Source organism: Spirosoma foliorum, assembly GCF_014117325.1.
Lineage (GTDB): Bacteria > Bacteroidota > Bacteroidia > Cytophagales > Spirosomataceae > Spirosoma > Spirosoma foliorum.
Genome location: NZ_CP059732.1, coordinates 6370473 through 6395030 on the forward strand (window position 1 = coordinate 6370473; position 24558 = coordinate 6395030).

The 24558-nt window shown below is 50.4% G+C and carries 21 protein-coding genes; 13 read left to right on the top strand and 8 right to left on the bottom strand.

Annotation, left to right across the window (positions count from 1 at the left end; translation table 11 throughout):
* Nucleotides 1-55: 55 nt before the first annotated feature.
* On the bottom strand, nucleotides 56-640 hold the full coding sequence (locus H3H32_RS26820) for an LOG family protein (protein ID WP_182458823.1): 585 nt from the start codon (nucleotides 638-640) through the stop codon (nucleotides 56-58).
* Nucleotides 641-757: 117 nt separating this feature from the next.
* A complete protein-coding gene (locus H3H32_RS26825) occupies nucleotides 758-2158 on the bottom strand; it encodes a chloride channel protein (protein ID WP_182458824.1) in 1401 nt (466 codons plus the stop codon).
* A gap of 163 nt (nucleotides 2159-2321) precedes the next feature.
* On the opposite strand from H3H32_RS26825, the gene H3H32_RS26830 reads away from it, so the two are divergent.
* Together H3H32_RS26830 and H3H32_RS26835 are read left to right on the top strand one after the other, a co-directional pair.
* Nucleotides 2322-3239: a DUF8428 domain-containing protein gene (locus H3H32_RS26830; RefSeq protein WP_182458825.1), complete on the top strand. Its 918-nt coding sequence runs from the start codon at nucleotides 2322-2324 to the stop codon at nucleotides 3237-3239.
* A gap of 134 nt (nucleotides 3240-3373) precedes the next feature.
* Nucleotides 3374-5083, top strand: a complete 1710-nt coding sequence (locus H3H32_RS26835; protein WP_182458826.1) for a tetratricopeptide repeat protein — start codon at nucleotides 3374-3376, stop codon at nucleotides 5081-5083.
* A gap of 92 nt (nucleotides 5084-5175) precedes the next feature.
* Here the strand turns inward: H3H32_RS26835 and H3H32_RS26840 are convergent, their stop codons facing one another.
* Entirely contained in the window at nucleotides 5176-6636 is a 1461-nt protein-coding gene (locus H3H32_RS26840; protein WP_240543500.1) for a hypothetical protein, read from the bottom strand.
* Between the two features lie 479 nt (nucleotides 6637-7115).
* Between H3H32_RS26840 and H3H32_RS26845 the strand changes: the two genes are divergently transcribed.
* The 4 genes from H3H32_RS26845 to H3H32_RS26860 are packed head-to-tail and all read left to right on the top strand — an operon-like array spanning nucleotide 7116 to nucleotide 13461.
* Nucleotides 7116-8249, top strand: coding sequence for an efflux RND transporter periplasmic adaptor subunit (locus H3H32_RS26845; RefSeq protein ID WP_182458827.1), 1134 nt, complete (start codon nucleotides 7116-7118; stop codon nucleotides 8247-8249).
* A gap of 29 nt (nucleotides 8250-8278) precedes the next feature.
* Nucleotides 8279-11497 (top strand): efflux RND transporter permease subunit, encoded by a 3219-nt coding sequence (locus tag H3H32_RS26850; RefSeq protein ID WP_182458828.1) that lies wholly within the window; start codon nucleotides 8279-8281, stop codon nucleotides 11495-11497.
* Nucleotides 11498-11546: 49 nt separating this feature from the next.
* Nucleotides 11547-12971 carry a TolC family protein gene (locus tag H3H32_RS26855; protein ID WP_374191855.1) on the top strand — a complete coding sequence of 475 codons (1425 nt, stop codon included), beginning with the start codon at nucleotides 11547-11549 and terminating at the stop codon, nucleotides 12969-12971.
* Between the two features lie 58 nt (nucleotides 12972-13029).
* Nucleotides 13030-13461: a DUF2147 domain-containing protein gene (locus H3H32_RS26860; RefSeq protein WP_240543501.1), complete on the top strand. Its 432-nt coding sequence runs from the start codon at nucleotides 13030-13032 to the stop codon at nucleotides 13459-13461.
* Between the two features lie 67 nt (nucleotides 13462-13528).
* Here H3H32_RS26860 and H3H32_RS26865 read toward each other — a convergent pair whose 3' ends face one another.
* Nucleotides 13529-14110 (bottom strand): TIGR04282 family arsenosugar biosynthesis glycosyltransferase, encoded by a 582-nt coding sequence (locus tag H3H32_RS26865; RefSeq protein ID WP_182458830.1) that lies wholly within the window; start codon nucleotides 14108-14110, stop codon nucleotides 13529-13531.
* A 92-nt stretch (nucleotides 14111-14202) separates the two neighbouring features.
* Here H3H32_RS26865 and H3H32_RS26870 point away from each other — a divergent pair, with 92 nt between their 5' ends.
* The 3 genes from H3H32_RS26870 (at nucleotide 14203) to H3H32_RS26880 (ending at nucleotide 17445) form a co-directional block, all read left to right on the top strand.
* Nucleotides 14203-15024: a purine-nucleoside phosphorylase gene (locus H3H32_RS26870; protein ID WP_182458831.1), complete on the top strand. Its 822-nt coding sequence runs from the start codon at nucleotides 14203-14205 to the stop codon at nucleotides 15022-15024.
* A 362-nt stretch (nucleotides 15025-15386) separates the two neighbouring features.
* The gene (locus tag H3H32_RS26875; protein WP_182458832.1) at nucleotides 15387-16703 is read left to right on the top strand and encodes a family 1 glycosylhydrolase; all 1317 of its coding nucleotides are present in this window, start codon (nucleotides 15387-15389) and stop codon (nucleotides 16701-16703) included.
* Between the two features lie 4 nt (nucleotides 16704-16707).
* Nucleotides 16708-17445 carry an SDR family NAD(P)-dependent oxidoreductase gene (locus H3H32_RS26880; protein WP_182458833.1) on the top strand — a complete coding sequence of 246 codons (738 nt, stop codon included), beginning with the start codon at nucleotides 16708-16710 and terminating at the stop codon, nucleotides 17443-17445.
* A 24-nt stretch (nucleotides 17446-17469) separates the two neighbouring features.
* Here the strand turns inward: H3H32_RS26880 and H3H32_RS26885 are convergent, their stop codons facing one another.
* Entirely contained in the window at nucleotides 17470-19044 is a 1575-nt protein-coding gene (locus tag H3H32_RS26885) for a hydroxymethylglutaryl-CoA reductase (RefSeq protein ID WP_182458834.1), read from the bottom strand.
* Nucleotides 19045-19132: 88 nt separating this feature from the next.
* Here H3H32_RS26885 and H3H32_RS26890 point away from each other — a divergent pair, with 88 nt between their 5' ends.
* From H3H32_RS26890 to H3H32_RS26905, 4 genes are all read left to right on the top strand, one after another.
* Nucleotides 19133-19900, top strand: coding sequence for a TIGR04283 family arsenosugar biosynthesis glycosyltransferase (locus H3H32_RS26890; RefSeq protein ID WP_182458835.1), 768 nt, complete (start codon nucleotides 19133-19135; stop codon nucleotides 19898-19900).
* Nucleotides 19901-19978: 78 nt separating this feature from the next.
* Nucleotides 19979-20188 (top strand): hypothetical protein, encoded by a 210-nt coding sequence (locus H3H32_RS26895; protein ID WP_182458836.1) that lies wholly within the window; start codon nucleotides 19979-19981, stop codon nucleotides 20186-20188.
* A complete protein-coding gene (locus tag H3H32_RS26900; protein ID WP_182458837.1) occupies nucleotides 20178-20672 on the top strand; it encodes a DUF6169 family protein in 495 nt (164 codons plus the stop codon). The genes H3H32_RS26895 and H3H32_RS26900 overlap by 11 nt, the downstream gene beginning before the upstream one ends.
* A 15-nt stretch (nucleotides 20673-20687) precedes the next feature.
* Entirely contained in the window at nucleotides 20688-21560 is an 873-nt protein-coding gene (locus H3H32_RS26905; protein WP_182458838.1) for a sterol desaturase family protein, read from the top strand.
* Here H3H32_RS26905 and H3H32_RS26910 read toward each other — a convergent pair.
* The 3 genes from H3H32_RS26910 to H3H32_RS26920 all read right to left on the bottom strand — a co-directional run bounded on the left by H3H32_RS26910 (nucleotide 21538) and on the right by H3H32_RS26920 (nucleotide 24438).
* Nucleotides 21538-22959, bottom strand: a complete 1422-nt coding sequence (locus tag H3H32_RS26910; RefSeq protein WP_182458839.1) for a dihydrolipoyl dehydrogenase family protein — start codon at nucleotides 22957-22959, stop codon at nucleotides 21538-21540. The two genes, H3H32_RS26905 and H3H32_RS26910, sit on opposite strands and share 23 nt — an antisense overlap.
* Before the next feature lie 7 nt (nucleotides 22960-22966).
* Nucleotides 22967-24013 carry an arsenosugar biosynthesis radical SAM (seleno)protein ArsS gene (gene arsS, locus H3H32_RS26915; protein WP_182458840.1) on the bottom strand — a complete coding sequence of 349 codons (1047 nt, stop codon included), beginning with the start codon at nucleotides 24011-24013 and terminating at the stop codon, nucleotides 22967-22969.
* A 92-nt stretch (nucleotides 24014-24105) separates the two neighbouring features.
* The gene (locus H3H32_RS26920) at nucleotides 24106-24438 is read right to left on the bottom strand and encodes an arsenosugar biosynthesis-associated peroxidase-like protein (RefSeq protein WP_182458841.1); all 333 of its coding nucleotides are present in this window, start codon (nucleotides 24436-24438) and stop codon (nucleotides 24106-24108) included.
* Nucleotides 24439-24558: the final 120 nt, after the last annotated feature.

Below are 24558 nucleotides of genomic sequence, written 5' to 3' on the forward strand. Positions count from 1 at the left end.
ACAACCTTATAGATAGCGGATACAATGGATCGAATACCAGTCATACAAACCACAACTAGGCTAATGTCGCAAATTTAATAGCTTCGGCATCCCAGATCGGAGCTTGCTGAATGGCTTCTATTGCCTGACTCGGATTGTCAATAACTGTCCACATTTGACGATGTACAGGAGCCATAAAGTTTTCGTCAATACATCGCTCAAGCATGGCAATTAAAGGATCATAAAACCGGTTCGTGTTTAAAATCAGAATAGGTTTGGTAAATAGTCCCAATCGCTTTAATGTAATGGCTTCTAATAATTCTTCTAAAGTACCACAGCCGCCGGGCAGTGCAATTAATGCATCTGTGCCATCCAGAAAAGCCTTTTTGCGTTCATGCATATCGTCTACGAATCGAAATTCATTGACCCCTTTATGAGCCCATTCAACGGTACGCATAAATTCAGGCATAATACCGACTATACGCCCTCCCCGACTTAAGACACTATCGGCCAGCCTACCCATCAGACCAATACCACCACCCCCATAAATGACCGTTGCCTGATGGTTAACCAAATTGATGGCCAACTGATCAACAGCCTCGAAATAAATAGGAGCAACTTGATTGCTGGAGGCACAATAAACACATACTTGCAGCGACATAATGACAGTTTTTCGAATGTATAGCGATAAAACAGGGGCAAATTTGCAAACCTAAATATACATTTCGACTTAGTTCATAAAACTTTCGCAAAACCAGCCTAACCACGATTAAAAAATCTAATCGGCTTCTACTTCGTTTCTCTTGACCTCATTGACAAAGGGTTGCGCCATCGTTTCGCGGACAAATCCGGCTTTCAGGTGCTCATAGAACGATACCGGATCTACCAGCGATGCAGCTCCCTGCGCCATCAGTCCACCCAACAGTAATTGAAAAATAGCGGAATGCCGATCGGTCATTTCCAGTACCAGAATAGCCGCCGTGAATGGAGAGCGAACGACCCCCGTCAGGAAGCTTACCATACTCACCAGAATGACCAGATTCGTATCGCTGGGCGTTACCCGGATTAGTCGGGCCATTGCATCGCCGAGGATGGCTCCGGCGCTTAGTGAGGTGGCGAAAACCCCACCCGCTGCCCCACTGCTGTAACTGAGCGCCATACCCGCGAACCGTACTGGAAACAGATACCAGGGTGTCTGGTGATCGTTTTGAAACAGGAGTCGATTAATAATAGGCTTCCCCGTACCAACGGCATCCGTACCAACCAGGTAGGCCAGACCGGCCAGCACCAGCCCGCAGGCTGCTACCCATATAGCCTGCTCCCGACTGGTACGGAACCGTCGCCGGTAGGCATTGACCCATAATAGCGCTTTAGCAAACACTGCCCCCGCTAAACCAGAAACCATCGCCACCAGCACAACGACGCCCAAAAACCAGCCGGTCGAAACCGTCACTTTCGGAAAACCCAGGTACAAATAAGGCCCCTGAATGGCCTGAGCGGTCATCCCGGCAATGATTACGGCGGTAAACACAGCGGTACGAAAGCGGGTAATATGTGTTTGGGTCAGTTCTTCCACCACGAAGACAATTCCACCCAGTGGCGTATTAAAGGCAGCCGCCAGCCCAGCGGCTCCGCCCGTAACGAGCGCAATTTGTCGGGACAGTTGGGGCCAACCCGCCGGTTGCAGTCGATTGATGGCCCGAAAAATAGCCGCCGAAATCTGAATAGTCGGCCCTTCTCGTCCAATAACACCACCCCCGATCAGCAGGACAACACTACTGAGAACTTTGACGAGCGCTACCCGCATACTTAGCAAATAGTTCGTACGGTGATGCGTCCTGGGATTTGACAGTTCAATACCTGCCATGACCTGCGGAATACCGCTGCCTCGTGCCGCCGGAGCCAGTTTTGCGACCACCAGCCACGCAAGCAGGAAGGCCAACGGGGTGGTTACAAACACGAGCATCGGATGAGCCTGAATCCAGGTAAAACTGGTTTGCTCCGCCCATATAAACAGTTCTTCGTAACCAACAGCAACAAGACCAGTCAGCAGAGAGGCTACCCAAAACGGCAGGCTTTGGAGTATAATCCGGCGCACACGCTCGGTGTATAACCGCTTGATAACGTGCTGATCCAGCCAGGCCAGTACCTGTGCGTATCGAGAAGGTCTATTCGCCATGCAGTAATGATGTGTTCCAGTTTGTCATAATAACGTAAGGAGCAAGCAGATGATTAGGCGAAGCGCAAAGTCTAAGCAAATTCTAAGAAGTCTTTAATTCCTTTATAACCAGTGGGGATCACCTTTGTCTCATTCTCCAATACGCCAACAAATTATTATCCGTATGGAAACAACTTCACGAACGTCAACACCGCTGACCGCTATTCTGGCCATGCTACTCACCCTTGGTGTGGTTGGTGGCCTGTATTTGGATAAAACCCGAACCCTGGTTGACCGCTTTGATCAGGAAGAACGGCGGGCCGATTCGCTCCTGTCGGTCAAACTTCAACTCGAAGGCGACGTTCGCAGCCTAACGAGTCAACTGGAAACGGCCACTAGTGAGAACGAATCGCTAGGTAAACGCATCAGTGCCTTACATGGCCAATTATACCAACGGGATGCCGTGGAGAGACAACTTCGTCAGCAAAACAGGCTGCGGACAGGCACCATTCATGGGCTTCATCGAAATCTGGATTCGATGACAACCATTCGTGATAGTTTAGAAAACCAGCTGGCTGCCATGAATGATAAAATCGGTTGGCTAACTGATTCGAATGGGCTACTACTCAAAGAAGCAAAAGAGCTACAACAAAAAATAAATGATCTGAATACGACCTTACAAACAAAGGTTCCTCGCTCGGCCATTACAGGCGATGAGTTTATGGTTGAATCCACCAAGGGAAATCATAAAGAAACCGCGAAAGCAAAAAAGGTAAATACAGTAACTATTTCGCTCAATGTACCTCCGGAATTACAAGTAGATTCCATTCAGGAAGTATTCGTAAGCCTGACCGACCCTCAGCACAATCCGGTAATGCCGCCCTTACGTACCGAAACGGTTGTTCTGGAATCAGTCAATGAAGTTGTACCGGTTCATGCCATTCAACGGGTGATTTTCACTGGAAAGCCAACACGAATCTCGATCCGTTTAACGCCTGACAAAACCCTGAAGCCGGGTATATACCGGGCATCGGTTTACACCAAAAACGCCTATTTAGGCTCCGTTGACTTTCGACTCCGGGACAGTTTCTGGTTCTTTTAGCAATTGGATTTCGTCTTTTTCTAAGCCAATTCTAAGCAGTCTTTAAGCCCCTTCTTAGGTCTGGGTGGTAATTTGTCCCTGACTTCAGAGATGCACTAAACAATCATCTGGTTGAAGAACAAATCCTAAGCAACATGAAAACGCACCTATCAATATTACTTCTCTCGGGGCTGGCGGGCAGCGTTACTGCCCAGACGCCAACACCTGATGCCAATACATTAATGAGCCTGGGGCGCTTCGAAGAAGCTGCCCAAGTCCTGAGTCGAACGGCTCAGCAAAGCCCATCGGATCAAACTATATTCGACGCTGGCTATGGCTATCTCCGGGCAGGCAAACCTGATTCGGCCCGTGCCTGGTTTTATAAAGGCATTTCGATGGATGACAAACGGATTCCATTAAACCAAACAGGCTCGGCCCTGACCTACCTCGTACAAAACGATAATGCAAATGCCGACCCTAAACTGGAGGAAGTCATCAGCCGGAGTAAAGGCAAAAACGCCGACATTCTGTTTCGAATTGGGGAAGCCTACACAGGCTATCTAACCCCCGGCGACGGCTCCATTAAGCCCCGCTATCCAAAAGCAGTCAATGCCGCAAAAGCCATTGACTACCTGAACCGGGCAGCCGATCGGGACAAGAAAAATCCGGCTATCCAGTTGGCCCTCGGCGATGCGTATTATCTAAACAAAGATGCGGGTACGGCCGTCACCCGCTACGAAAGTGCCCTTGAACTGGGCATGAACCCATCGCGGGTGTACCAACGGATCGGCGATATTTACTGGCAGGGCCGCAACCTGAATCTGGCCGTGGAGAACTATAAGAAAGCCATTGAAGCCAGTGCCAACTACGCTCCTGCTTACAACCAGTTAGCCGAACTGTATTTCCTGGTCAACCGCTACAAAGAAGCCGCCAACTACATTGATCAGTACGTGAACGTATCGAACGATAAGCGTCAGGAGACACTGTTACGGCAGGCTCAGTTTCATTTTCTGGCTAAAGATTATCAGCGAGCGGTCAACCTGATCGATAGCAACCGCACCGCATTAGCCCAGAATCCTATTGTGTACCGAATTGAAGGCTGGGCGTATTCGTCCTTGAAAGAACCGCAAAAAGCCATTCAAAATATTAGTACGTTCCTGGAAAAAGCACCGGGAAAGGCTATGCCCGACGATTACAAATACCTCGGCATGGCTTATATGGGTATCGAAAATCCCGGCAGTGATTCACTAAAAGCAGTCAATGACTCCATTGGCGTGACTTATCTGGCCAAAGCTGCTCCCTTCGATACGACCGAGAATCTGTATAGCGTCATGGCCAAGTACTATTACCGGGCCAAGAAACACCCCGAAGCAGTAGCCACCCTGGATTCGGCCGCAAAGCATCACTTCAAAGCGGATGTGCAGGATTTATTTCGTTATGGGATGAGTAACTATACGCTGGGTTTTCAGCGGGATAGTCTCGGGAAGTTAGTACGAGACACGGTGCGCTTCGCCCTGGCCGATTCGGCATTGGCACTAGCGCAAAAAGCCTCCCCTGATTATGCCCCAACGGTGTTGTACAGGGCCAAAGCGAACTACTATGCCTACGCTCCCGAAGAAGCCGTTCGGAATGGGAAAGCGAAGCCCTACTTCGAGCAGTTCATTAGCATGGTTTCAGATAAAGAAGAAGAACGGAATCGCTATAAGAAAGACCTGTTGCTGGCCTTCAAGTATATGATTTCCTACAACGAACTGGTTACCAAAGACGATAATGCCCGAACTGAATGGCTGAAGAAAGGCCTTTCATTATTCCCGGAAAATAAGGACTTAGCCAAGATTGCTGCTCCTGAAGCAGACAGTCAATAAACTCATTACTTTTTCATAGTTGAACATGCCGATTCAAACCGCTACCAGAGCTATGATCTCTAGTAGCGGTTTTGTGTTGGTCGCAAAAACGTTTATTTAGCTATTAGTTGCTTCACTAACCGTTTTAGTTTAGCAATTTCTTGCTGTTGTTGCTCTAACATCTCGATACGCTTTACTTGCTGTTGATTCTCTCGTTTAACAATTGCAAATTCCGCCTGTTGTTGCTGACTGGTCTTCTCCAACCTAATACTATACAAGGTCAATTCCTCTATTTTCTCCAATAAAGTAGCATTCAACTTGGTTAAATCCACTCCTTCTTTAAGCACTTGCTCTGCCGAGGAAATTCTCGGCAAATGACCCCACTGCTGAACGTAGCGCGACACCTCCACTAATGGCATTAGCTTGTAATCTGGATGAAACACACGATCTGCCCACTCATCGGGATGGTTAATCCGCAACTTATAGCGAGCCAGCACCACATCTCCTTGCTCATTGACACTCAGAAATTTGTCGGTCGATGCTATAGTTGGACTCCCACTGGTCAACTGTTCCAGACGCATTCCTGACTCGTGGTCCTTAGGGCTACGAATATGGAGCCGGGCTGTAGGTGAACTAGTACCGATACCTACATTAGCTTCATTTCCCAGCACCACTGCGTTACTCACGCGTACGGTAGCTCCAGCTCCAATGGCGGTGGCATGGTGCAGAACCATAGATTCAGCACGGGTCTGGTGACCAATCAAGGTGTTACTTACTCCTGCCCACTGACCTGCCCCAGCCTCTCCACCAATTATGACATGATGCCCACCGCTACCATCGCCTGCCTGAGTGTTATAGCCCATGAGCACGTTGTCGTCACTGGTTGTAATTGTTGTACCGGATTGGGGACCAATAATAATGTTATTACTACCGGTAGTATTGTTTTTACCTGCTTGGTAGCCGAAAAACGAATTTTGATAGCCTGTCGTATTGGCATAGCCTGCACTAACTCCTAAAAAGGAGTTTGAGCTCCCTGTTGTATTGGTAGTGCCTGCATAAGCACCAACAAAAGAATTATCACCACCTGTCGTGTTTGCATAACCCGCATTGTATCCTACAAAGGAATCTCGTGAGCCTGTCGTATTGTTGTAACCTACAGTGGCTCCTAAAAACGAATTCGCAGCACCTGTCGTGTTAAAAAAGCCCGCGGAGGCTCCTATAAAAGAATTACCAGAGCCAGTGGTATTGAAAGCGCCCACCTGGTAACCTAAAAAGGAATTATTACTGCCTGTCGTATTTGCATAACCTGCATTGTAGCCTACAAAGGAATTTTGCCAAGCAGTCGTGTTGTAATAGCCAGCGTTAGTTCCTATAAAGGAATTTGCACTGCCTGTCGTGTTTGCATAACCTGCATTGTAACCTACAAAGGAATTTTGCACACCTGTCGTATTATTGTAGCCCGCCTGATAACCTACAAAGGAATTTTGCCAGCCGGTCATAGTTAGATTCCCCGCATTAGTCCCAATCAACGTATTGTTAATACTTGGAGACGACGAATTGGCTGTTCTTTCCACATAGTTAGTTTGAGCTTGAGCGAGAGTTGCAATGAGATATAGACAACCGAAAATACATACCCAGAGGCTGCTTTTAATCGTATGTATAAAGAAATACATAGTTTATTTTTTCAAAATATTAGTATTACTATAAATAACCTTTATTTCATTTCAAAAGTATAATTAAATACTCTAAATATAAAAAACAAACTATAAAAATCCATCCGTATCAAAACGATGAAGGGCCGGGAGGCCCTATTTTTTGCATCAACCTCGCACTGAAAACTCTAATATAGATTAGATAATTATTACGATAATATTGATTACCAAGCCTTTTTCATCAGTCCTCTGGCAGTTATTCTAAGTAAATTCTAAGAAATTTCTAAGCTAGCCTTTAATCGTGTTAGCCTATTTGCCGATGGTATCCTTATGTTCAGTCAGAAAACTGGGCAGAGCGATACCAAAAGGATCATTTACATCCTAACCAACCACTTTCCCTTATGCAATCTTATTCAGGCCTACTTGCCTTACTTAGTACGATTATACTGGCCTCCTGCTCAGCTCATAGCGAGAAAAAGCAGGAGTCGGCGCCAACACTCCCGGTCATTCAGTTAACCCAACAGGATGCCACCCTCGATCACGATTATGCCAGCAACCTGGAAGCCGTGCAGAATGTGGAGGTCCGGGCCCGGGTAGCGGGCTATCTGGATAAGATTCTGGTCGATGAAGGAAAGCCCGTTCATAAAGGACAGCTGCTATTTCAACTCAACCCAACTGAATATCAGGTGGAAGTAGACCGGGCACAGTCCAGTCTGGAGAGTGCGATGGCCCAGGCCGAATCAGCGGAAGTGGAAATGGGCCGGGTGAAACTGCTGGTCACTAAAAATGTGATTTCGCCTTCTGAGCTAAAGCTGGCCAAATCGAAACTGGAAACCGCCCGGGCGGGTATCAATGGAGCCCGATCCGCCCTGAACAAAGCCCGGTTTCATGTCTCGCTGACCAGTATTCGGGCTCCCTTCGACGGGGTTATCAACCGACTTCCCTTCAAACGGGGTAGCCTGATTGAAGAGGGCGCTCTGCTGACTACCCTCTCCGACCTGAGGGAGATGTATGCCTATTTCAATGTATCGGAGAAAGAATATCTATCCTTCATCAAAAAACGGCTCGACCCCGAAAAAACGACCGTTCGGGAAGTCGACTTGCTGCTGGCCGATGATTCGCCTTATCCCTATAAAGGCAAAATCGAAACCACCGAAACGGTCTTCGAAGGCAACTCCGGTACCATTGCGTTCCGGGCTACTTTCCCCAACCCCAAACGCCTGCTCCGGCACGGGGCTACGGGCAAAATTCGGCTGGAGACCGACGTGGACGATGCCATTCTGGTGCCTCAACGAGCCGTTTTTGAAGTGCAGGACAAAAACTTCGTGTATGTCGTTGACGCATCCAATAAAGTCCGAAGCCGAAGCTTTATCCCCAGCAGCCGGGTCGACCAGTTTTACATCGTTCAATCGGGCCTAAAGCCTGGCGATCGTATTGTCTACGAGGGAATTCAGAGCCTCAAAGATGGTATGCGCATTGTCCCGAAAGCACTTCCCGCCAAACGCCTACAGGCCCTCTATGCGTCGGCCCGCTAATAAATGACTCGTAACGACTCCCCATACCTATGTTTACTATATTCGTTAAACGACCTTTACTCTCCACCGCCATTTCGGTCCTGATTGTGCTGATGGGCGTGCTGGCCCTGACGGGGCTGCCCGTTACACAGTTTCCCGACATTGTGCCCCCATCGGTCACCGTAACCACCAGGTACACGGGAGCCAGCGCCGATGTCTGCGTCAAGGCCGTGGCTACCCCGCTCGAACGAGCCATTAATGGGGTGCCCAACATGACGTATATGACGTCCATTTCGGGCAATGATGGCACGACCCTCATCACGGTGTTCTTTAAAGTGGGGACCGATCCCGATCTGGCGGCCGTAAACGTGCAAAACCGGGTGACGACCGTCATGGACGAGCTGCCCGAAGAAGTCATCAAGGCGGGGGTCGTGACCGAAAAAGAGGTCAACAGCATGCTGCTGTACCTCAATATTGTCAGTGATGATCCAAAAGTGGATGAAAAATTCATCTACAATTTCGCCGACATCAATGTGCTGGCCGAACTGAAGCGGATTGACGGGGTGGGTTTTGCGGCCATTATGGGCAGCCGGGATTACTCCATGCGGGTCTGGCTCAAACCCGACCGCATGACCGCCTATGATGTATCGCCCGACGAAGTGATCGCCGGTATTCGCAAGCAGAATGTCGAAGCGGCTCCGGGTAAAGCGGGCGAAAGCGCCGACCGCGATCCCCAAACGCTTCAATATGTACTCCGCTACACGGGTAAGTTTTTTGAACCGGCTCAGTACGAAAACCTCATCCTGCGCACCAACGCCGACGGCTCTCCCCTGCGCCTGAAAGATGTGGCCGACGTGGAATTCGGCTCGCTGGATTATGGCGTTCTCTCCAAAAACGACGGACGTCCCTCGGCGGCCATCATGCTCAAACAACGGCCCGGCTCCAACGCCAGCGATGTGATTGCCAATGTAAAAACGCGGATGGCCGAACTGAAAGAAAGCTCGTTTCCAACCGGCATGACCTACAATTATGCCTACGACGTGTCGCGGTTTCTGGATGCCTCTATTCATGAAGTTGTCCGTACGTTGATCGAAGCCTTTGTGCTGGTGTTTATCATCGTGTTCCTGTTTTTGCAGGACTGGCGGTCCACGCTGATCTGCGCGCTGGCCGTACCAGTGGCCCTGATCGGCACCTTTGCCTTTATGAGCCTGATCGGCTTCTCGATTAACCTGCTCACCCTGTTTGCCCTGGTGCTGGCCATCGGAATTGTGGTCGATAATGCCATTGTGGTGGTAGAGGCTGTTCACGCTAAAATGGAGGAGTCCCACCTGACGCCCCGAGCCGCTACCTTTTCGGCCATGAGTGACATTGCCGGCGCCATCGTGGCCATTACGCTCGTCATGTCGGCGGTGTTTATTCCGGTCGCCTTTATGTCGGGGCCGGTGGGTATTTTCTACCGGCAGTTCTCGCTCACGCTGGCCATTGCGATTGTCATCTCCGGTGTCAATGCGCTGACCTTGACGCCCGCTCTCTGTGCGATTCTGCTCCGCCCCGTACACGGCGAGCAAAAAGGGCTGCTGGGTCGCTTCTTTGCCAAATTCAACCGGGGGTACGAATCGCTGGCGGGTAGGTATCAGGGATTACTCCGTCGGATGGCCAACCGGAGCGTTATCACCTGGGGGCTGTTACTGCTCTTTATCGTGGCCACCTGGGGCATCAGTATTGTGCTGCCGGGCGGTTTTATCCCGACCGAAGATCAGGGCATGATTTACGTCAACGTGACCACGCCCGCCGGGGCCACCGTCGACCGAACCGAGAAAGTCATGGATGCCATCGAAGCGGTGGCCTCGGAGCAGGAATCGGTTGAGAACGTATCAACGCTGGCGGGCTATAGCCTGCTGACCGACGGGGCGGGGGCTTCCTATGGCATGGGCATGATTAACCTCAAGCCCTGGGAGGAGCGCCACCAGTCGATGCAGGAACTGATTGCCACGCTGGAAGAAAAAACCAAAGGGATTACCGATGCGACGATTCAGTTTTTCCCGCCCCCTACCGTACCTGGCTTTGGTAATTCGAGTGGCTTTGAGCTCCGTATGCTGGATCGGGGCCGCAGTGGTGATCTGAATCAAACGGCTAAGGCCGCGCAGGATTTTATAGCGGCCCTGAAAAAACGGCCCGAAATCAGCGATGCCTTTACCAGCTTCGATCCTAATTTCCCCCAGTATCTGCTGCATGTCGATCAGGAGAAAGCGTCCCAGAAAGGCGTTTCCATCGACAACGCCATGAGTACGCTGCAAACGATGATGGGCAGTTATTATGCGTCCAACTTCATCCGCTTCGGGCAGATGTATAAAGTGATGGTGCAGGCGGCCCCCAGTTACCGAACCAAACCCGAAGATGTGCTGAACATGCGGGTCAAGAACGACCAGGGCGAAATGGTACCCTATGCCAACTTCGTTACCCTGGAGCGCGTTTACGGCCCCGAGCAGCTGACCCGTTACAACATGTACACCTCGGCCATGATCAATGGCGATGCGGCCCCCGGCTATAGCAGCGGTGACGCGATCCGGGCTGTTCAGGAAGTAGCTGCTCAGACGTTGCCCAAAGGCTACGCGTATGAGTGGTCGGGTATGTCGCGGGAGGAGGTCGAGTCAGGGAACCAGGCGATTTACATTTTCGCGATCTGTTTAGTGTTCGTGTATATTCTGCTGATGGCGCAATACGAAAGTGTGTTTTTGCCGCTGTCGGTCCTGCTGTCGCTACCCACGGGCATATTCGGGTCTTTTTTCTTTCTCTACCTGATGGGCCTTCAGAACAACATCTACGCGCAGGTAGCACTGGTGATGCTCATTGGCCTGCTGGGTAAAAACGCCATTCTGATCGTTGAGTTTGCCAGCCAGCGGCAGAAGGAAGGTTTACCGATTGTGAAAGCAGCCATCGAGGGTGCGGTTTCCCGTTTACGCCCGATCCTGATGACTTCCTTCGCCTTTATCGCGGGCCTGATTCCGCTCTGCCTGGCAACGGGTGCGGGTGCGTTGGGCAACCGATCCATTGGAACGGCAGCGGCCGGGGGTATGCTGACGGGTACGTTGTTCGGACTGGTCATTGTACCCGGTCTGTACGTGTTCTTCGCCAAACTCGCCGAACGCTTTCAAACCAAGCCGCCAGTTGATGACGACCCGCTGGATCATCACGCGCAGGCGACCGAAATCGACATGATTGAACTATCCACCCAAACGCACGTCAATGGAAAAGTCATCCCCAAATAAGCCAACACGTAATATCGCGGCAATCAAGCCATTACACCGAATACGGGCTATGTTGGCTCCGTGTAGTGTTACCTGTCTACTCTTCCTAAGCGGTTGTCAGTTACCCAATACTGTACTTCAGTCCGCCAACCGGCCCCTACCTGTTTCCTTTGCAGGCCAATCGGATTCGACGGGGATTGCCCGGCAAAACTGGCGGACGTTCTTTGCTGATCTCCAGTTGACGCAGCTGATTGACACCGCCTTAGCCAGTAATCTGGATCTACGGATCGCGACCCAACGGATCGAGATGGCCCGCGCGTCCTTCCTGTATAGCCAGGGGGCGCTGGTCCCTCAGGTCAATGCCGTGGCGTCGGCGGGAGTTGACCGATACGGGCAGTACACCATGAACGGGGTTGGGAATTACGATACCAATTTATCGGATAATATTCGGGGCAAGCAACTAACGCCCAACCCTACTCCCGACTATTTTTTGGGTGCCCGCAGCAGTTGGGAAATCGACATCTGGGGCAAGCTGCACAACCGAAAAAAAGCGGCCTACCTGCGCCTGCTCGCGTCGGAGAAGGGCCGCCATGCCGTGATAACCGCCCTGGTGGCTGAAATTGCCCGGCACTACTACGCCCTGCTGGCCCTGGATGGTGAACTGGAAATTCTCCAGAAAAACATTGACTATCAACAGAATGCGCTGGAGCTTGTCCGCATCCAGAAAGAAGCGGGTCGGGTCACAGAACTGGCCGTTCAGCAATTCTCGGCCCAACTCTTGAATACCCGAAGTCGGCAGGGGCAGGTACGCCAGCAGATTGTCGATCATGAGAATCAGTTAAACCGCTTACTGGGTCGCTATCCGCAACCTATTGCCCGGGGAAAATCCCTCCAGGACCGCGACCTTCCCGGCCAGGTACAGACGGGTATCCCGGCGCAGATGCTGGTTCGCCGACCCGACATCCGACAGGCAGAACTTGATCTTCAGGCCGCCCATATTGACATCGACGTTGCCCGAGCCGAGTTTCTGCCTAGCCTGAACCTGACAGCTTATTTAGGTCTAAACGCCTTCCGGACGGGGGTGCTGTTCAACCCGGCGTCCCTGGCTGCGGGTTTGCTGGGTGGTTTGTCGGCCCCCATCCTGAATCGACGCGCCGTGAAAGCCAACTATCAGCAGACGGTGGCACAGAGCCGGGAATCGTTGTATCGGTATCAGCAGGCTATTCTGACGGGCTTCAGCGAGGTGTCGACCCAATTGCGGGGCGTCGAGAATTACCGTTCGGTGGCCGAGTTGCAGGCGCAGGAAGTAGCCGTTTTGGAACAGGCCGTCTCGACATCAAACGATTTGTTTCGGGGTGGGTATGCCTCCTATCTGGAAGTGATCACGGCCCAACGGAGCGTGCTGGAAGCCGAACTGGCGCTCATCACCACCAAGCAGTCCCAGTTCCTGGCCCTGACGGATTTGTACCGGGCGTTGGGGGGCGGTTGGGAGTAGATCGGAATACTCTCGAAAAAACTATAATTTTACCTGGTGTCAACAAATCTAAATTATTGTGAACAATTCAAATGAACATAAAGCTATATTCATCCGTCGGTGTCCACTATGGTTTGTTGTACTGCTTTTCTTCCTGCTTGGTGCAAAAGCGGACCAACCCGCAGACCGAATTATAGGCCGGTGGCAATTCCCTTCCAAGGGGTCTAGCGTTGATATTTACCGACAAGGTGGTCTTTACTTTGCCCGGGTAGCCGAAGTTGACCAGGCAGGCGAGCAAAACTTCGGCTTAATGAAAGATAGCCTTCTCATCCGTGACCTCCGTTTCGATGGAGAGGTTTGGGCTGGGGGACGCTTAATTCACCCAAAGACTGGGATTTCTTTAAGCGCTGAGGTGGAAATGTCCAGGCCGCAGGTCATAAACGTAACCATCTATAAAGGCATCAAACTACTTCACCGGAAATTCATAATGACTCGTCAGGAAAAGCACTAGCATTCAGCAGCGTTCCTGATAAGTCGCCTTTCACATCTATCAGCTGTTGTCCTTCGTAATGGATGGATTACAGATACCGTTCATAGTCTGCCCATTCGTCAATATCGGTTAGCTCGCCGAGTCGGGCGAAGGTCAGATTATGTTGCAAAATAGCTAGTTCCGTGAGTTGGCAAAGCTCCGGCTGACTCCAGGGCATGTCCCGAAATAAAAACGCCTGAAGCTGATTCATGCCCAGTAAATAATACCCCCCATCGGTAGCCGGGCCGATGACTACGTCTACCGTATCGAGTACCCGAATGGCCTGGTTGATATGATCGGGGGTTATCTCGAGACAGTCGCTGCCAATGATGATGACCTTATTTGCGCCGGTGGCAAACTGTTCCTGAAACGCATTGGCCATTCGCTCACCCAGATCAGCACCCGTTTGTTGATACTTTGGGTATTGATTCCAGCCATCATCTGGGTTGATAAAATCACCGTAATAAACGACGCACTCGTTTGCAAAGGAATGGGCTAGCTGTTGAGTATAGGCCAACAGGTGGCTATATACCTCAACTGCTCTGGCATCTCCCACGGTGCGGGCGATCCTGGTTTTTACCTGACCCGGAATCGGATTTTTTACAAAGACAATAAGACGGTTGGCGGTCATACGCTTAGGTAATAAATGCGTGAGCTTCAAGCAGCGGCTACCTGCCAAACGGTTAACTTGCAGAAAAAGTTAGGCCAACTACTCTATTTACCATGCTTGAACAAATTCAGCAGGCGACCCAGTTTATTCAGTCAAAAACACAACGAACACCCCGGATTGGGATTATTCTGGGCACTGGTCTCGGTGCCCTGGCCAAAGAACTGACAATTGAAACAACGCTACCCTACGAAACGATTCCACACTTTCCGCTATCGACGGTTGAGTTTCACTCGGGTAAATTGCTTCTGGGAACGCTGGAGGGCAAGCCGGTTGTGGTGATGCAGGGGCGCTTTCATTTTTATGAGGGCTATTCCATGCAGCAGGTCACCTTTCCGGTGCGGGTAATGCACGCGCTGGGTGTTCGGACATTGCTGGTGTCCAATGCCGCCGGAGGCCTGAATCCAGCTTTCCAAACGACTGATTTGATGGTTATTGACGACCATATCAGCCTGTTGCTACCCCAAAATCCACTGGTAGGCCCCAATCCACCCGAATTCGGTGACCGCTTCCCGGATATGAGCGAACCCTATAGCAAATCCCTGATCGATCAGGCGTTTACACTGGCTGCTAACCTGGGAATTCCTCTCCAGCGGGGGGTGTATGTAAGTGTTACAGGACCACAACTCGAAACACGGGCCGAGTACCGAATGCTTCGCCAATGGGGAGCCGATGCCGTAGGCATGTCGACGGTGCCCGAAGTCATTGTGGCCAATCAAATGGGAATGGCCGTTTTTGGCGCATCGGTCATTACAGATATGTGTTTACCCGATTCACTGGAAAAAGCTGACATCACCAAAATCATCGCGGCTGCAGGTATTGCCGAACCGAAGCTGACGGCTCTCATGAAGGCATTGGTTGGTCAGCTAAGTGATTAATGGATTTACCAACGCTCCGGTTGGCTCCGACCAGTTAATTAAAATAGGCGTAGTAGCCCATCTGGTTGACGAAAAGTACCGACGGATCCGGAAAATCTGTAGCCACCAGCGGATTCTGATACGAAGTCTGCTCCATGTTGAATTAGATTTAAAGGCACCCGTCTGGTCAGGGCAATAAACTCATGACGTTATGTTATTGGTAAAGAATCGATTAGTCTAAGGATCTCTTAACGAAACGAAAAATCAGGATTATGGGCTTAATCTCCTCTTAATCCTGTTTAGTAAACACTCCTAACGAGAATAGGTTAAGGAATTACGCAGCAGTAGCCAGATCCATTGGTTGTACCTCAGTTTCCTCTAGCATGGTCACTCAATTTATGTTTGCCACAGGCATTGAAAATAGCAACCCGACAATTCAGGGAGGCACCTATCGTCAGGATGAATTAGCGAAATGCGGTCATTATCAGCACTGGCGAACGGACTTTGACCTGGTCGAGGAACTGGGCATTCACTTTCTGCGCTACGGCCCCCCTATCCATACCACTTTTCTGGGCGAAGGAAAATACGACTGGTCGTTTGCTGATGAAACGTTTGGCGAATTGCGAAAACGCGACATAGTACCCATTGTAGACCTGTGTCATTTTGGTGTACCCGATTGGATTGGCAATTTCCAGAATCCCGATTTTCCCACTCTTTTTGCCGACTATGCTCACGCTTTCGCGAAGCGGTTTCCCTGGGTTCAACTCTATACCCCCGTCAATGAAATGTACGTCTGCGCTGAGTTTTCGGCTCTGTATGGCTGGTGGAATGAGCAACTACGGAGTGATGCCGCTTTTGTGAGGGCCCTGAAGCATATTGTTAAAGCGAACGTACTGGCCATGAGCGCCATTCTGGAAGTAAGACCCAATGCTCTGTTTATTCAGAGTGAATCGTCGGAGTATTTTCATGCCGAAAATCCAGCGGCTATCAAACCCGCCGAGATCCTGAATGCCAAACGTTTTCTGTCGCTCGATCTTAATTATGGCCGCCGGGTCGATTCGGAGATGTACGAATACCTGATGGACAACGGCATGACCCGCGATGAGTATCACTTCTTTATGGGTCATAACCTGAAGCAGTATTGCATTATGGGCAATGATTATTATCAGACCAATGAGCACCGGGTATCGGCAGATGGAAGTACCCGAGGCTCAGGGGAAGTATTTGGCTATCACGTCATTACGACTCAATACCACGACCGATATCGACTACCCGTTATGCACACCGAAACTAATCTATGGCAGGGGCCTAACGGCGACGAAGCCGTGAACTGGCTCTGGAAGGAGTGGGCCAACGTATTACGGGTTCGCAATGATGGCGTGCCGATGGTGGGTTTTACCTGGTATTCGCTCACCGACCAGGTTGACTGGGATTCGGCCTTGCGGGAAAACAACGGCAACGTCAACCCGCTGGGTCTGTGCGATCTCAACCGACAGATTCGCCCTGTTGGCCAGGCCTATAAACAGCTTATTAATGACTGGAGGCAGGTACTGCCCGCCCAGAGTGTCTGTCTGGAGGTGCCGATTATCATGCCCAGTGAGAGTGAGCAACCCTGGGCTCACCAGAAGCAGAACGATGCCAAAGTAGCTCGTCAGAATGTGGCTAACACTGTTTCTAAAACCAATCAAAGCGACACGTAATACAATGCGATTTCAGGATAAATTAGCGATTGTTACAGGTGGGGCCAGCGGGATTGGCCTGGCGATAGCCATACGGTTGGCTTCGGAGGGAGCCCGGCTGGTGTTGGCCGATCTAAACGAAGATAACCTTACGAAAGCCTTGCCCAATGTAAAAGCAGCTGGCGCGCCTGATGTTTGGGGCAGTGTTTGCAACGTGTCCATCGAAGCCCAGGTAGAAGCCACCGTACAGGGAGCACTGACGCGTTTTGGCAGGCTGGATGTGATTGTCAACAATGCCGGGCTTATGCAATTCAAGGCGCTGGAAGAATTGACGGGTGAGGACTGGCTACGCATCCTGAATGTCGATTTGCTGGGTGCGTTTTACTTCACCAAACAGGCATTTCTGCATATGAAACCCGGCGGTACGGTTGTGAATGTGGCCAGTATTCACGCCCTAGAAACCGAACCCCTGGTGGCTCCCTATGCAGCGGCCAAGGCTGCGGTATTATCGCTGACACGCTCCTCAGCGCTGGAAGGAAAACCCAAAGGCCTGCGTATCAATGCCGTTCTGCCTGGTGCCATTGATACGCCCATGTTGTGGAGCAACCCAAACGTAAAATCAGGGGTGGAAAAAATTGATCGGACAGACGTCGGTAAACCAGAGGACGTAGCGGCTACAATTGCTTATCTGGCATCGGATGATGCCGCGTTTGTACAGGGAGCGGAGGTGCGCATTGATGGCGGTCGGCTTGATCGGCTATGAGGAAAAACCCCATTTCAGTCATTCTTAATTTTTCGACTGTCTGGCTGATTCATGGCTCGATACCCAGTCCAGTGAGGAGATGGCAGCGGCCAGCGACAGTTCGCCTGCCGCCACGACACCTGCCACAATCTCGGCGAATTTATACACCTGGCCCGTACCGGAACAACCCAGTATGCTCAGGCATTCCTGCTGGGTTGGCAGACCGGTACCCCCACCCACAGTGCCTACAATGAGCGAAGGCAACGTAATGGAGCCGTATAAATCGCCGTTGGGCAATACCTCGGAAGTCGTAATAGCCGCCGAGGATTCTGCCAGACAAGCTACATCCTGACCGGTAGCGATGAATAAAGCCGCCAGCCCATTGACCGAATGTAGGCCGTTATTGTTCGTTCCAGCCATAAACGCACCCACATTACCGATACGGGCGTGCCGATCGAGTTGTTCGGGCTCAACCTGTAATTCCCGAAGCAGCAACTCTTTGGGAATAGTAACCTCGGCCGTTACCCGCTTACCCCGTGTTTGCAATGTATTGACAAACGACGGTTTCTTATCGGTTGCCATATTGGATTCCAGGTAAAAATGCTCGATGCCTTCAACCTTTTGTAGAAGAAAATTGCAGGCCGCCAGCGTTGCTTTACTAACCATGTTCTGACCCGCGGCATCGCCCGTTGTAAAGCCAAACCGCAGAAAAAGCAGGCGTCCTGCCTGATAAGGTGTGATGTATTTGAGTCTGGCAAAACGCGATGTAGATTCGGCTTCTAGGCGTAGCTCCGATTCATGATCGGCTACCCAGCGGGCCAGATCACGAGCGGCTCGGGCATCCCGCATCACAAAGACTGGCGCCCGTTGCATACCCTCGTCGATCACCGTACAGGTAACGCCACCACACTGATTGAGCAGCTTTATACCCCGATTATACGACGCTACCAATGTACCTTCAGTAGTTGCTAACGGAATCAGGAAATCACCCTGAGCGTGTTCGCCATTGATACGTAGGGGGCCAACCAGACCAATGGGAATCTGCGCGACGCCGACAAATTGCTCGCAGTTCCCCCGGACAAGAGTTGGATCAAACGCAACGTTGGTCAGGTACTTAGGCGAGGTTTGGGTATACTGGCGAAGAAAATCCTGCCGTTCCTGAATAATTTCCGGCACCATATCATCGACCGGATGACGCGGTATAGTGGTATTTTTCAATATTGATTCCTCCTGAAGTTGATCCGGACCGCCTTGTAACTCATCGTCAATCGTAATCGTTAACGTACCAAATGGATGGGACTGCAGAATCACCTCAATGGTATGACGACCGGGTGCCAAGGGCGCGGCAATTGCCTGAACCCTGACCTTCCGGCGAAGGGGAAATTTGAGTGGGTTTTTGGTGGATATGGCACTGACCCTGATAGCTTCCTGCCCATCCAGTTCCAGGGTAAAGGCATCGGCAGGGTAGGTTTGTCCGTCAATACGAACCTGCGTCAGACCCGTAAACTGAGCGTCGGCCAGGCGGTTCTTCAGCGAAAAGGTAAATCCAGTTGGCGTATTTTGTAAACTACTGCGGGTATAGAGCTGCTTTAACAGCACATTGGGTATAAAGCGAAACATAGTTGTCTTCTGGGGCAAGGGACCCGTTTCAGGTCAGGCACAAGGTAAACTCTCTGATCGGGAAAACAGTTATTCGGTAAAACAGCTTGTGACACGTATCGCCATCATTATTCCAACCTTTAATGAAGAACGGACACTGGCCCGAACGTTCCGGCAGCTTCGGCAATTGCACCCTGTACCAGACGAATTGATTGTGGTCGATGGAGGCAGTACAGATCAAACGATTTCGATCATTCAACAGCAAATCCAGCAACAAACAGCGCTGGCAGGCCATCCAACTATCAACCTGATACAAAGCCCGGTAGCCCGGCGGTCTTACCAAATGAATCTGGGTGTTCAGGCGTCTACCAGCGAGTACCTGTGTTTTTTGCATGCCGATACGTCACTGCCCGATGATGCATTACTGGTTATCCGCGAAACATTGGCCCAGCCCAACATTGCAGCAGGCGGCTTTATTTCCCTGATGCGCGGCCCCCTGCGAACCCGCTGGATTACGTCGTTTCACAACTTCATTAAAACCTACTACGCCCCGCTCTTTTTCCGTCCCTATCTATTCTTTTTCAAGGGTGCCCGATTGCTGTTTGGCGATCAGGTTATTTTTTGCCGACGGCAGCAGTTTCTTGACTGTGGGGGTTATTCTGACGAGTTACCCATTATGGAAGAAGCTGATATGCTGCTTCGTCTGGTGCGATTCGGGCGAATCCGGCAAGTAAACCGCGTGGTCGAATCGTCGGACAGGCGATTGGTCAAATGGGGATTCTGGCGGGCCAACGCCCTCTTTCTTTATGTAGGTGTTTTGTGGGGTATTGGCTACTCGGCTGAGAAGCTGAAACAGTTGTACGAAGATATTCGGTAGGAAAACAACTCAGCTGAGTCCAATCGGTGAAATGAATAGAAAACACTAACTTTGAGTACGTTATAAATCGTGGAACATATGGAACTCATTCATCAGCCGAACCTAACGCCAGAAGAACGTCAGGCCAACGTCTCGAAGTTGATTGACCGCTGGAAGGAGCGCAAGAAGCTATCCGAAGAAGAAACACAAGCCAGAGTTAGAACCCCTGAATACCAGGATATTCTAAAAAAATTACGCGAACGAAACGCGGCAAAAGGCATTATAATACCGGAAAAGAATGAATTATGAATTTGATTTTATGGGTGGCTCAGAAAACAGCTACGTTTTTCAAACCATCAATAGAATCGTCTATGAAGTAAAGTTCATACCTACACCTTATCTGTTTGATGAAGCTAGCCCGTTTGCTTCCTATGTGTATGAATTTTCAATCCTTGTCGCCGATAACCCAACCGATTTAGAGCCAATCTTTGATGAGCGCACTTCGTATACAGTGGCGGCAATCTTCACTGAATTTTATGAGCAAAATGATGAGTTAATCACGATTTATATCTGCGACTCATCCGATGGTCGGCAACTGACCCGGCAACGAAAATTCAACTACTGGTTTTACTTTTTTGTAAAGGATGACTTCGTCAAATATGATGACATCATTCGTAATATTGATGGAGAAAAATACCCCGTAGCATTAATTCTAAAAGAACAGAACCCCTACAAAGCGCAGATCATTGGTGAATTTATTGCCATAATCAGCGGGTATAACAGCGACAAATAGATTGCCGATACGATAATGGCCACAATTCCCTTCTTCGACTCCATCGGCTCACCGTTACTGGTTCTGTTTTTCGCACTCATGCTGCTTTTGCAATGGCGTCATCCATTACGTCGGCTACATTTTAAACTCCTTCGCCGATTGATTCGAAACATTGGCCTTGCCTTACCTACGTTTGTTGTCCTCCGGCTGGCCTTATTGCCAATTCCGCTACTGGCTGCCCATTGGGCGCATAATCATCAGGTGGGTTTACTAAACTGGTTGCTTCCTGCCAATAGCATTGGGGCCTGGGTAGGCGGTGTGCTGGGATTTCTGGCTTTTGATTATGCCTATTACTGGTGGCATTTTGCCACGCACAAGGTACCGTTGCTCTGGCGTTTTCACAATGTACACCATACTGATCTGGACATGGATGTCTCAACAGCCGTTCGTTTTCATGTTGGCGAATTACTGTTGAGCGTTCTCTTTCGAGTCGCACTTGTTGGGGTGATGGGCATTAGTTTCTGGTCAGCCATCGTATACGAAGTGTTTTTTGACACTGCGGCCCAGTTTCATCATGCCAATTGGCGTTTGCCCGCTAAAGTGGACCGTAGCCTGAATACTCTTTTCGTAACTCCTCGCATGCATGGTATTCACCATTCCATTGTCCGCGATGAGTTCAATTCAAATTGGGGAACGCTTTTTTCCATCTGGGATCGGCTCCACGGAAGCCACCGAATGGACATTGCCCAGAAAGACGTTACGTTGGGTGTTCCGGCCTATCGAGATGAAAAGGAACTGACGTTGTGGTACTTGTTTCGTATGCCATTTGGCAAACAGCGGGACTGGAAACTGCCGAACGGTGCGAAACCCGTTCGGCAAACAAACGTCAATACAACCACCGAAGAATAGCCTTCGCCCAGACCGGAATATTGCCTTTTAACTGTTCTAACAAAGCTGACTTACTGACACGCGACGCCACCGGATATGGATAGATTTTTTTCTGAATAGCCCCAGCCCCCAACCCGGACGTATTGGCCAGAATCAAATCCTGAATCATTTCGCCCGCCAGAGGAGCTACAACACTACCCCCCAGTATCTTACGCTTACCAAACAGCTTATTACCTTTGGCCAGATAAAGCCATTGTTTGCCATACGTATAACTGTCGATGACTGCCCGGTCGTCTTCGGCAAATCCGTAGTCGATCTTTTCATAAGCAATCCCTTGCTGGGTAAGCTGCTGTTCCGAAAGGCCGAAGGTGGCCACTTCGGGATCGGTGAAGGTTACCCAGGAAAAATGCCTGTAGGAAACTTTCTGCTTGAAGGGCGACAGGAAGTTATTGATGAGAATGGGTGCCTGCATTTCGGCGGTGTGCGAAAAATAAAGCTGATCCGTTACGTCGCCGATGGCATAGATCCTTGGGTTCGTTGTTTGCAGGTAATCATTCAGCTTTAGCTTGCCGGATTCGGTCTTAATACCGGCGGTTTCGGGCTCTAAGGCATCCACGTTGACCTGACGGCCAATGGCGACTAACACCGCATCGAAGGCAAGTTTACTTTTTGTACCGGCTTTATCTTCCAGGATGGCACAGGTAGCCGATTCAAAGGCGATAACCTTTGTTTGTAGTCTAATCCCAATCCCTTCATGGGTCAGGCGATCCAGCAATAAGGTAGATACCTCTGGCGCTTCTTTGTCTAAAATCCGCTCACCCGACTGTACGACAGTTACCTGCGAACCAAGCCGATGAAACGCCTGACTCAATTCCATGGCAACCGGTCCACCCCCAACGACCAGCAGTCGGTTCGGCAAGGTATCCATCGAAAAAATAGTTTGGTTATCCTGCAAGGTGACCTGCTCAACGCCCGGAACCTGAAGCGGAACGGACTGCGAACCGGTGGCGATGACAATCCGCCTGGCCGTGAAGGTTACACCAGCCGCTTCTACACGGTCCTTTCCCGTAAAGCGGGCTGTACCGATCACTACGTCGATACCCTGCTCCCGAAAGAAATCTGCATTTTCGTGCTTTCGGATCAGCGCAATTCGCTCCTGGATGTACTGCTTGACCCGCTCGAAATCTGGTTTTCCAGTACTTGTTAGGCCAAACTCCTGAGCCTCTTTTGCCTGATGGATCAGCCGGGAGACGTGAATCAGGGCTTTGCTGGGTACGCAGCCCGTATTCAGGCATTCGCCCCCGATGTTTTGGGCATCTTTTTCGATGAACAACACCTTAAAACCCAGTTCGTGCATGGTCAGGCCAATGCTTAGACCGCCCGAACCAGTACCAATGACCAGCAAATCATATCGTTTCATAGGTTTTTCAGGCGGTTGTTCCCCCACAACTCGACCCCGCTCCTGCCGTGCAGCCGTAACAGTGTTGGTTAACTACAACAGACCGTTGATTCAATGCACGTTCATCGAAATCCCGTACGTGCTGCACCGGGCTGGCGACTTTTAAATCCAGCATCTGATTAAAATCGCAATCGTAGATAAAGCCGTCCCAGCTAATGGAGAGCGTATTTCGGCACATTACGCCTGCAGCCGCAGCCGGATTAAAGCTGTTGACCAGCTTCTCCATGTAGTTATTGTAGTTACCCGACGAAATCAGATAATCGAGATACCGGCTAATGGGAATATTGGTAATGGCGTATAGGTCGTTAAACACAATACCGAATTCATCCAGTAGCGCCCGCTTGAACTGGCGTTTCAGGCTCTCCTGCGAACCAGGCAGAAACGCCCCGTTGGGATTATACACCAGATTAAGTAACAAACCCGAATCAGGCTGTCCATACCCAACGGCATTCAGCATCCGCATTGCCCGAATCGAACTATCAAAAACGCCTTTGCCCCGCTGCCGGTCGGTTTTATCAGCATTATAAAAGGGCAGGGAGCTAACCACTTCGACCTGATGTTCTCGAAAAAACTCGGGCAAATCCTGGTATTTAGGGTTAGCGACGATGATGGTCAGATTACAACGGACCATCACCTTCCGTCCCAGCTTCCGAATTTCGGCCACGAACCAACGAAAATCCGGATTCATTTCGGGCGCGCCACCCGTTAGATCGACCGTTGGGATCGTCGTTCTGGCCAGCGCATCGAGGCATTGCTGCATCGTTTCGCGGGTCATGATTTCCTGACGGTCGGGACCGGCATCGACATGGCAATGTTTGCAGACCTGATTGCACATCTTCCCCACATTAACCTGAAAAACAGCAGGTTCGAGTGGCTGTAATGGAAACAGCCCGGCCCCTGCCAGTTTCTGATGAAACGACGGCAGTTGCAATGTATCAGCCACTTCGCTCTGTAACGACTGTAACTGAACTGCTGAGTTGGCTAAGGGATGTCCGCTGGCTTTAAGGGATTTCATAAACAAAGGGAGGAACGGGAGGAGAAGGACGAGGGGGAGGATGGAGTTTCCCTTTTCCCCCTCGTCCTTCTCCTCCCGTTCCTCCCCTATTCTTACATGGATATTTCTTTTGCCTTGTTCATCATCTGGACACTATGAACCAGTGACGAACCACCCCGAATAGCAGCCGCGACGTGAACCGCTTCCATCATTTCGGCTTCCGAGCAGCCTTTTTCGAGCGTATCAGTCGTATAAGCGTCAATGCAGTAGGGACACTGTACTGTGTGCGCTACTGCCAGCGCAATCAGCGACTTCTCGCGAGCCGTCAACGCCCCTTCGGCGAATACAGAGCCATAATAGGAGAAAAATTTATCGGCAAGCTCTTTTTGAAATTCACCGATTTGTCCAAATTTTTTGAGGTCTTCGGGATTGTAATAGGTTTCCATAGAATTCGGTTAGCACTGATTAATATACGAAAAACATTGTTGAGTCGATTCTATACAGATTAATCGGGTGTAGTGTGTAATGAGGCTGTAGGTCATATGAAGAACCCAAAAATAACCAGT

Coding starts and splice junctions, on each gene's coding strand:
- H3H32_RS26865 (WP_182458830.1), bottom strand. CDS start 14,110: ATGACCGCCAACCGTCTTATTGTCTTTGTAAAAAATCCGATTCCGGGT.
- H3H32_RS26910 (WP_182458839.1), bottom strand. CDS start 22,959: ATGAAACGATATGATTTGCTGGTCATTGGTACTGGTTCGGGCGGTCTA.
- H3H32_RS26850 (WP_182458828.1), top strand. CDS start 8,279: ATGTTTACTATATTCGTTAAACGACCTTTACTCTCCACCGCCATTTCG.
- H3H32_RS26855 (WP_374191855.1), top strand. CDS start 11,547: ATGTTGGCTCCGTGTAGTGTTACCTGTCTACTCTTCCTAAGCGGTTGT.
- H3H32_RS26825 (WP_182458824.1), bottom strand. CDS start 2,158: ATGGCGAATAGACCTTCTCGATACGCACAGGTACTGGCCTGGCTGGAT.
- H3H32_RS26830 (WP_182458825.1), top strand. CDS start 2,322: ATGGAAACAACTTCACGAACGTCAACACCGCTGACCGCTATTCTGGCC.
- H3H32_RS26875 (WP_182458832.1), top strand. CDS start 15,387: ATGGTCACTCAATTTATGTTTGCCACAGGCATTGAAAATAGCAACCCG.
- H3H32_RS26885 (WP_182458834.1), bottom strand. CDS start 19,044: ATGTTTCGCTTTATACCCAATGTGCTGTTAAAGCAGCTCTATACCCGC.
- H3H32_RS26900 (WP_182458837.1), top strand. CDS start 20,178: ATGAATTATGAATTTGATTTTATGGGTGGCTCAGAAAACAGCTACGTT.
- H3H32_RS26920 (WP_182458841.1), bottom strand. CDS start 24,438: ATGGAAACCTATTACAATCCCGAAGACCTCAAAAAATTTGGACAAATC.
- H3H32_RS26870 (WP_182458831.1), top strand. CDS start 14,203: ATGCTTGAACAAATTCAGCAGGCGACCCAGTTTATTCAGTCAAAAACA.
- H3H32_RS26880 (WP_182458833.1), top strand. CDS start 16,708: ATGCGATTTCAGGATAAATTAGCGATTGTTACAGGTGGGGCCAGCGGG.
- H3H32_RS26905 (WP_182458838.1), top strand. CDS start 20,688: ATGGCCACAATTCCCTTCTTCGACTCCATCGGCTCACCGTTACTGGTT.
- arsS (WP_182458840.1), bottom strand. CDS start 24,013: ATGAAATCCCTTAAAGCCAGCGGACATCCCTTAGCCAACTCAGCAGTT.
- H3H32_RS26820 (WP_182458823.1), bottom strand. CDS start 640: ATGTCGCTGCAAGTATGTGTTTATTGTGCCTCCAGCAATCAAGTTGCT.
- H3H32_RS26895 (WP_182458836.1), top strand. CDS start 19,979: ATGGAACTCATTCATCAGCCGAACCTAACGCCAGAAGAACGTCAGGCC.
- H3H32_RS26835 (WP_182458826.1), top strand. CDS start 3,374: ATGAAAACGCACCTATCAATATTACTTCTCTCGGGGCTGGCGGGCAGC.
- H3H32_RS26845 (WP_182458827.1), top strand. CDS start 7,116: ATGCAATCTTATTCAGGCCTACTTGCCTTACTTAGTACGATTATACTG.